The sequence below is a fragment of the Coprobacter sp. genome (assembly GCF_982436375.1).
In genome coordinates this window covers 1-6,505 of record NZ_CEWDCG010000176.1, presented here as the reverse complement: position 1 = coordinate 6,505, position 6,505 = coordinate 1, and the positions used below count along the sequence as shown (strand labels likewise).

Sequence of the window (6,505 nt, the reverse complement as noted above, 5' to 3'; positions counted from 1 at the left end):
GCCATCATCTTCATATGCCATCTTATTTTTTAGGGACATTTACTGAATATCCCTAATTATCGGAACGATTCCGAAAGAAAATGATTTTTATTGAGGCAGTTGATCCAAAAGAGCTTTGATCTCATTATTCGGATCGACAGTCAACATCTTACTCCACCATTTGCGAGTTTCAGGATAGACATTCTTTCCTGCAGCATACTCTTTTTGATAATTATAGAAACCGATATATTTATAAGCCTCCAATAACGCCGCCTTATTCGGATTTTGAGACTTTTCAAGAACAGTCAATAAAGTTTCGTAATATGGCTTTGCCAATCCTTCTGTCGTTTCAGGATCAAGACCGGAATTCGAACGGGCTCTCCACAAATATCCACGATAGTCTTCCGGAGCTCTCTCTGTTACAATAGCAAAAAAACTATCAGCCTTTTGATATATCGGTTTTTGAATAGCAAGTTTCGCTGCTTTTTCTTCCGGAGTAGCTTCGGCAGCCGGTGCTTCGGCAGAAGCGGCACGATAATAAATCGTACCCAAGAAGAAGTAATCTGTCAGGCTGACATCCTGATTACGTTTCATATACTCATTATATGCATCAGCACTTTTCAGCATATCTCCGGCAGCACGGTAAGCTTCGCTCAATTCCTTATAAAGTTCGATTTTTTCCTGATCGAGAGAAATAGCTTTTTCCAATACCGGAATAGCTTTATCCGCCAATTTGTTTTCAATCAATATATTTGCATAAATAATATAATCTTGCGTATTGAATTGGGGATTTCCCGGAGTATTCATAAATGTCTCTGCTGCAGTGAGAGCTTTATCATAATTTTTCAGCTCATAATTGTCATACATCGCCAAACGTTTCAAAATAAAATCATTTGGATTTTTTACAATCATTTTATCTACAAGATCCAGAGATTCTTGATACTTCTTATCAAAGAAAAGCAGTGCTGCATAACGAGACTGATCGCTTTCGAAATGATTGGGATTAGCCATATAACGTGCATAAGCTTCTACCGCTTGATTATATTTGCTATCCTTAAAATATGCTTCGGCCAATTCGCGTTGTGCAATAGCAGAATTAGGTTTCAATTTTAACAGATCTTCCAACTTGGCGATAGCAAGACTCGCATTAATAGGGAAATAAATATTCGAATATTTCACATAAGCTTCCAGACAGTTTTCATCGAAGTTTTGTGCCATTTCATAAAAACCGCACGCTTCGCCATATTTCTTATCTTTAACCAAAATATCACCCTCGAATACATAAATAGGAGCATACTCTTTATCTGCATCCAAGGCTTTGTCCAAATACTTCTGATATTCAGGCATTACATTTTCATAATATGCTTTTGAAATGGCCAGATAAATCTCCGGATTTTTTTTATCCGATTTGATTACAGCTTTGAAAAGAGCTTCAGCCTCTTTTTTATTATTTTTCAACATCAATTTACCCTTACCGATCGAATTATAAGGATAAAGAGGATCTGCCTGCAAGCCCATGTCATAATACATTCCGGCAGAATCCAATTTATTCATTCCCGAATAAATTTCCCCTAAATAAAAATATGCTTCGGCCTTTTTAGTAGACGGGTCATTCAAAGTTTTATCCAAAATGATCTTCGCCCTGTCAGGTTGTCCTGATTTAAAATATTCGATACCATCCGTATACGATTCTGCAAAAGCAGAACTCACCACCCCTCCAACAAAAAGGAAAGAAGCAAGTAACATTGACTTAGTTCGCATAATTTCTATAGTTTTCTATTATATTATTATTATAAATTTTTTCTCACGTTTACGATACGGATTGCTTGTGTCGCCGGAACAATCCCGGTCTTCAAAATAATCCGCTGACCTTTATCCGATCCGACAAATGTTGTAAACCCACTTGGCAAACCGCTTTTGGGATCGGTAGTTATTATATAAACATCTCTGGTCAATGGATATAATCCCATTGCCAAATAAGCCTGATAAGGCTGATAACTGTTCGATGGATAAGCTACATCATCCCGACTGACACCCATCACCGTAATTCTATCTGAGAAAGAGAGACGCGTCGAATCATTTTTATTTCCGATCCAACTAGCTCCGATTACACCAATAGCATTAGGCACTTCCGAAACATAATCGATTACATTTTCATTGTTATCCTGAGCATTCAGATTCTTCGACAAAGGTTTTCCCGCACAAATAGAATCTATTGCAAAACGCACCGTACTCGAATTCGGATTATCGAATACAAGTTGCAATTTACCTAATTTAGATTCAGGATAAACCTGATTCCATTCCGTAACTTCTCCCGTAAGAATCCGCCGAAGCTGGTCCATAGTAATCAATGTATCAGGATTTGCTTTATTTACGATAAGGGCGACTCCGTCCGTAGCGATTTTTACTTCTTTCGGATAAAGTTTCCGGGCATTCAAAGTCTCTACTTCTTTCGGAGAAAGCCTCCGAGTCGTAACTGCCAATCTCACACTATCTTGCAAGAGAGAGGTTATAACATCCACCTCATCGGCATAAACCGGTATTATATTAGCTTTAGGATATAGTCCTTCAAAAACATCTATCTCCTGCTCCATAATCGGCTCAAAGGTTTGGTCCGCACTTATTTTGATAAGTCCTGACGTAGGGGTTTCGGTAATCCCTTTTTTCTTAGAGGAGTTACATGCTGCAAAAATCCCAGCAAAGATAAATACCGCACAAACTGAAAGACAAAACGATCTTTTTATTTTCATTATAAAATCTCCTAACTATACCTCTGGTTTCTAATTTGTCTATAGGCCCTAAAGATACCATATATTGCGAAAACAATTCCTATACTATACCGAAATATTTCTGAAAAAGTGTTTTCAAAAAGAGGTGTGAAGATTAAAAGATAAGCCATCCCAAAGTAAATCAGGATCATAAATATCCCGAAAATATAACCCATATTAATTTTTTTTTTGGGTTTCTGTGGCTTTTGAAGATCATTTTCTGTTTCCATAACTATAGGTATTTAATCTAAAATACCCGCAGCCCTACATCTGGAGACATAGAGGTGCGGAGTATTTTAGGTGATATTGTTAATATAATAACAACAATCTTACTGCATAAGTTTAAACACTACAGGAACTGTAAAATAAACAGCAACATTATTACCGTTCTGTTTCCCCGGAATCCATTTAGGCATCATTTGGATAACTCGTACTGCTTCTTTATCCAAAGAGGATTCGACGCTTCTCAAAACCGTTACATCCTTGATTTCACCGGTTTTAGAAACTACGAAACGTACTACCACACGTCCCTGAATACCCGCTTCCTGTGCAGGAATAGGATATTTGATCTTTTCATTGATAAACTTCAGCAATGCTGCTTCACCACCAGGGAACTGAGGCATCTGTTCTACAGCCTGATACGGTTTTTCTTCTTCTACTGGAGCTTCAGGCTGAACGAATTCCTTGAAATCCGCAATATCCTGTCCGTTTATCTCATCATTACCTTTTACATCGGCGATAGAAATAGCGATCTTACTGTTAGCTGCCAATTCATCCTGCGATTTGATATCTTCTTCATCGGAAACCTCACTATCATCCTTTATGACCGGAGCCGTAAATTTGATAGAGCTCTTCAAAGGAGGAGGAGGAGTCGTCGGAGCCATCGGCTTCAATTCTTCGTTTTTCTTGACTTCTGCTTTAGGAAGATCTGACAACTGTGTTACTTCTGTAACTGTAAAATCTTCTACTTTTTCAGGAGTCATAATACGAATCAAAGAAGGGAGCGAGAAACCTACAACTGCTACAATCAATATAATAAGCATTGCAACATTATGTCGTTTCGAAGAAGTCATACGCAAATCGTATGCTCCATAGCTCTTATTACGTCCTTCAAAAACCAAATCGCACCATTCTTTCGAAGTTAAATCTATTTTTGCCATTTTTCTTCTTTTTTAAATGAGTACTAATTAGTTTTTCTTAACTTGATCCCGATCGATATTTTCCGTCAGTTTTCCTTTCTGTTCAAGGTTATCCAACAAAAACTCATCACCTTCGGTTATATCAACAATCGCATACTTACTGATGCTGCAAATCTGCATCTCATCAAGAGCATCTACAAGATTCTCATAAGTCGCATCATCTGTTGCCTTTATCATTACTACGGGAGCAGTATTTACATCCTTGATCTTCATCGCCCTTTCATTATACTCTTCATCTGAAAATTTCTTTTCCAACTTTTCAGCTTTCAAAGCTTTTATTTTGGCAACGATATCTGCATTACGTCCCATCAACATAGCTCTCAGACCATCGGCTTCATACGTAGTTTCTTTCAATGAGGTGTAATCCTCATAATTAGGCTCACCAGTATAATAAAATACTCGGTCATCTCCTCCCAAAATCAACGTAATAGCACGAGATGCTTTAACTTTCGTCTGGTCTTCTTCTGTAATAGACTTATCATTGGAAGGCATACTGATTTCCATCGTCTGCGGCTTACTCAATGATGTACAAAGCATGAAAAATGTGATCAAAAGCATATTCATGTCCACCATAGGAGTGAAGTCCACGCGAATCGTCATCTTCTTCTGCTTACCTTTGCCTCCCCCGTTATCTTTTTGTTGTACTTCTGCCATAATATTTTTCCTTTATGACTATTATTAATTATCTGCGGGAATACTCTTAAGCGTAGTAATCAGATTATAACGATTCTCCCTAATATCCTGTAAAGATGACATAATCTCTTTTATTCTGGAATAAGGAGTCGTTCTGTCCGCCTTAATTGCAATTCTCAAATCTCCGTTTACATTCCTTGCCGTTTTAACCCAAGCTTTAAACTCGTTAGAAGGATTGGCCGTCGTATCGATAGGAATCCCGTAATCTTTCAAGATAGCGTCCTGCCTGTCCGTCGGAAGAGCTAAAAAAGACTTCATCTGGGCAAGAGGAACTCCGAAAGAATTCATCAGTTTAAATTTATTGATCTCTTCAGGAGTAAACTCAATACCGTATTCTCTGCCTACATTTTGCAATACATCGACCCGATTATCCTGATTATCCAGACTCATAAAGATCTTACCTTTCTGATCTACCAGAATCTGCAATATATTTGTTTCGGGGATCTTAATTTCCGAAACAGATGCCGGAGTCGCTACTTGTACGGGTTCTTTCTGTACGAAAGTAGAGGTCAACATAAAAAACGTAAGCAAAAGTACAGTCACGTCACTCATCGCCGTCATGTCGATGAACGTGCTTTTCCTTTTTACTTTTATTTTTGGCATAATCTCAACAGGTCTTTAATTATTTGTGAGTTGCTGCATAAGTTTGTACGATAGAGAAACCTACTTCATCAATAGCATAGGTAATTTTATCGATTTTGCTGGTAAAGAAGTTATAAGAAATAACAGCTAACGCACCAGTACCGATACCGAAAGCAGTATTTACAAGTGCTTCGGAAATACCGGTTGACAGAGCGATTGAGTCGGGAGCACCAGCATTTGCCAAAGCGGCGAACGCCTTGATCATACCTAACACAGTTCCGAGAAGTCCGGTCAACGTACCCAATGTTGTCATCGTAGCCACAACCGAAAGATTTTGTTCCAATGTCGGCAACTCAAGAGCGGTAGCTTCTTCAACTTCTTTCTGAATGTAAGTAAGTTTCTGTTCTTTAGTCAAAGTATCATTAGCTTCCATTTCAGCATATTTTTTCAACACCGAAGTAACAACGCTTGCTACAGAACCTTGTTGTTTGTCGCAAATAGCTTGAGCTTTTTGAATATCACCGTCTGCCAAAGCAGCTTTAATGTTTTCAACAAATTTAGTTGTGCTTCCTTTACCTTTAGCTTTCATAAGAGCGAATGCACGTTCAACACTCAATACCAATACGGTAAGTAACAAAGTTTGAAGAACAGGCACGATTACACCTCCTTTATAGATAGTACCCAACATATTTCCAGGCAGCGGGTGTCCCGTAGGATCATTATCCATAAAGTTTGCAGGATTTCCCAAGATGAAATGGAAAATACACAAAGCAATAATAAAGCATGCTACAATCACAAGAAATGCAGACTCAATGCCACGAAATGTTTTCTTTTTAGCTTTAGCTTTAGTTTCAGTTTTTTTAGTTTCCATAATAAAAAAATTCTAAGTGGTTGACTGTTAAATTAAAATAGTTTGATAATTTATTTTCTTTATTATTTTGAGTTCCTATAACGCTATTTAAAGAGCTTTTAATCTTCCGTGTTCTTCAAATTCCGCAATAAAAAACCGTTTTTTCATATTTGCAATATCGGCAGCCTCGAAACAACACCTATTTTATAAAACAACGGAACCTCAGGCAGGATATTGTTTTACATGGCATTTTTCCAAATTTTCCAAAGAATACCGCTATTAAAGCAACTTTTGTGGGTCAAATGTAGTACATTATTTTCAAAGAAAAAAATTATGCGGTTTTTTTGTCAGCAAGCTTATATAGGATTATTTTCAAATATAAACTTTAAATTAGTGTTTTTCTTACCATAAAAAATTTTCAGATAACGAATTTC

Annotated in this window: 6 protein-coding genes; all 6 read right to left on the bottom strand. The window is 37.4% G+C overall.

Annotation, left to right across the window (positions count from 1 at the left end):
- Nucleotides 1–87: 87 nt before the first annotated feature.
- The 6 genes from AC1WHX_RS09645 to AC1WHX_RS09620 all read right to left on the bottom strand — a co-directional run bounded on the left by AC1WHX_RS09645 (nucleotide 88) and on the right by AC1WHX_RS09620 (nucleotide 6,092).
- Nucleotides 88–1,740: a tetratricopeptide repeat protein gene (locus AC1WHX_RS09645; protein ID WP_303117155.1), complete on the bottom strand. Its 1,653-nt coding sequence runs from the start codon at nucleotides 1,738–1,740 to the stop codon at nucleotides 88–90.
- A 29-nt stretch (nucleotides 1,741–1,769) separates the two neighbouring features.
- Nucleotides 1,770–2,723, bottom strand: coding sequence for a PstS family phosphate ABC transporter substrate-binding protein (locus AC1WHX_RS09640; protein ID WP_423766813.1), 954 nt, complete (start codon nucleotides 2,721–2,723; stop codon nucleotides 1,770–1,772).
- Between the two features lie 353 nt (nucleotides 2,724–3,076).
- Complete coding sequence (locus tag AC1WHX_RS09635) at nucleotides 3,077–3,907, bottom strand: energy transducer TonB (protein ID WP_009319145.1); 831 nt, start codon at nucleotides 3,905–3,907, stop codon at nucleotides 3,077–3,079.
- Nucleotides 3,908–3,934: 27 nt separating this feature from the next.
- Entirely contained in the window at nucleotides 3,935–4,600 is a 666-nt protein-coding gene (locus AC1WHX_RS09630; protein WP_009319146.1) for an ExbD/TolR family protein, read from the bottom strand.
- A 24-nt stretch (nucleotides 4,601–4,624) separates the two neighbouring features.
- Entirely contained in the window at nucleotides 4,625–5,242 is a 618-nt protein-coding gene (locus AC1WHX_RS09625) for an ExbD/TolR family protein (RefSeq protein WP_270738098.1), read from the bottom strand.
- A gap of 19 nt (nucleotides 5,243–5,261) precedes the next feature.
- Nucleotides 5,262–6,092, bottom strand: coding sequence for a MotA/TolQ/ExbB proton channel family protein (locus AC1WHX_RS09620; RefSeq protein WP_022390510.1), 831 nt, complete (start codon nucleotides 6,090–6,092; stop codon nucleotides 5,262–5,264).
- Nucleotides 6,093–6,505: the final 413 nt, after the last annotated feature.

Excerpts from the sequence above, each read along its gene's own strand:
- AC1WHX_RS09625 (WP_270738098.1), bottom strand. The coding sequence starts at position 5,242 with ATGCCAAAAATAAAAGTAAAAAGGAAAAGCACGTTCATCGACATGACG.
- AC1WHX_RS09620 (WP_022390510.1), bottom strand. The coding sequence starts at position 6,092 with ATGGAAACTAAAAAAACTGAAACTAAAGCTAAAGCTAAAAAGAAAACA.
- AC1WHX_RS09630 (WP_009319146.1), bottom strand. The coding sequence starts at position 4,600 with ATGGCAGAAGTACAACAAAAAGATAACGGGGGAGGCAAAGGTAAGCAG.
- AC1WHX_RS09645 (WP_303117155.1), bottom strand. The coding sequence starts at position 1,740 with ATGCGAACTAAGTCAATGTTACTTGCTTCTTTCCTTTTTGTTGGAGGG.
- AC1WHX_RS09635 (WP_009319145.1), bottom strand. The coding sequence starts at position 3,907 with ATGGCAAAAATAGATTTAACTTCGAAAGAATGGTGCGATTTGGTTTTT.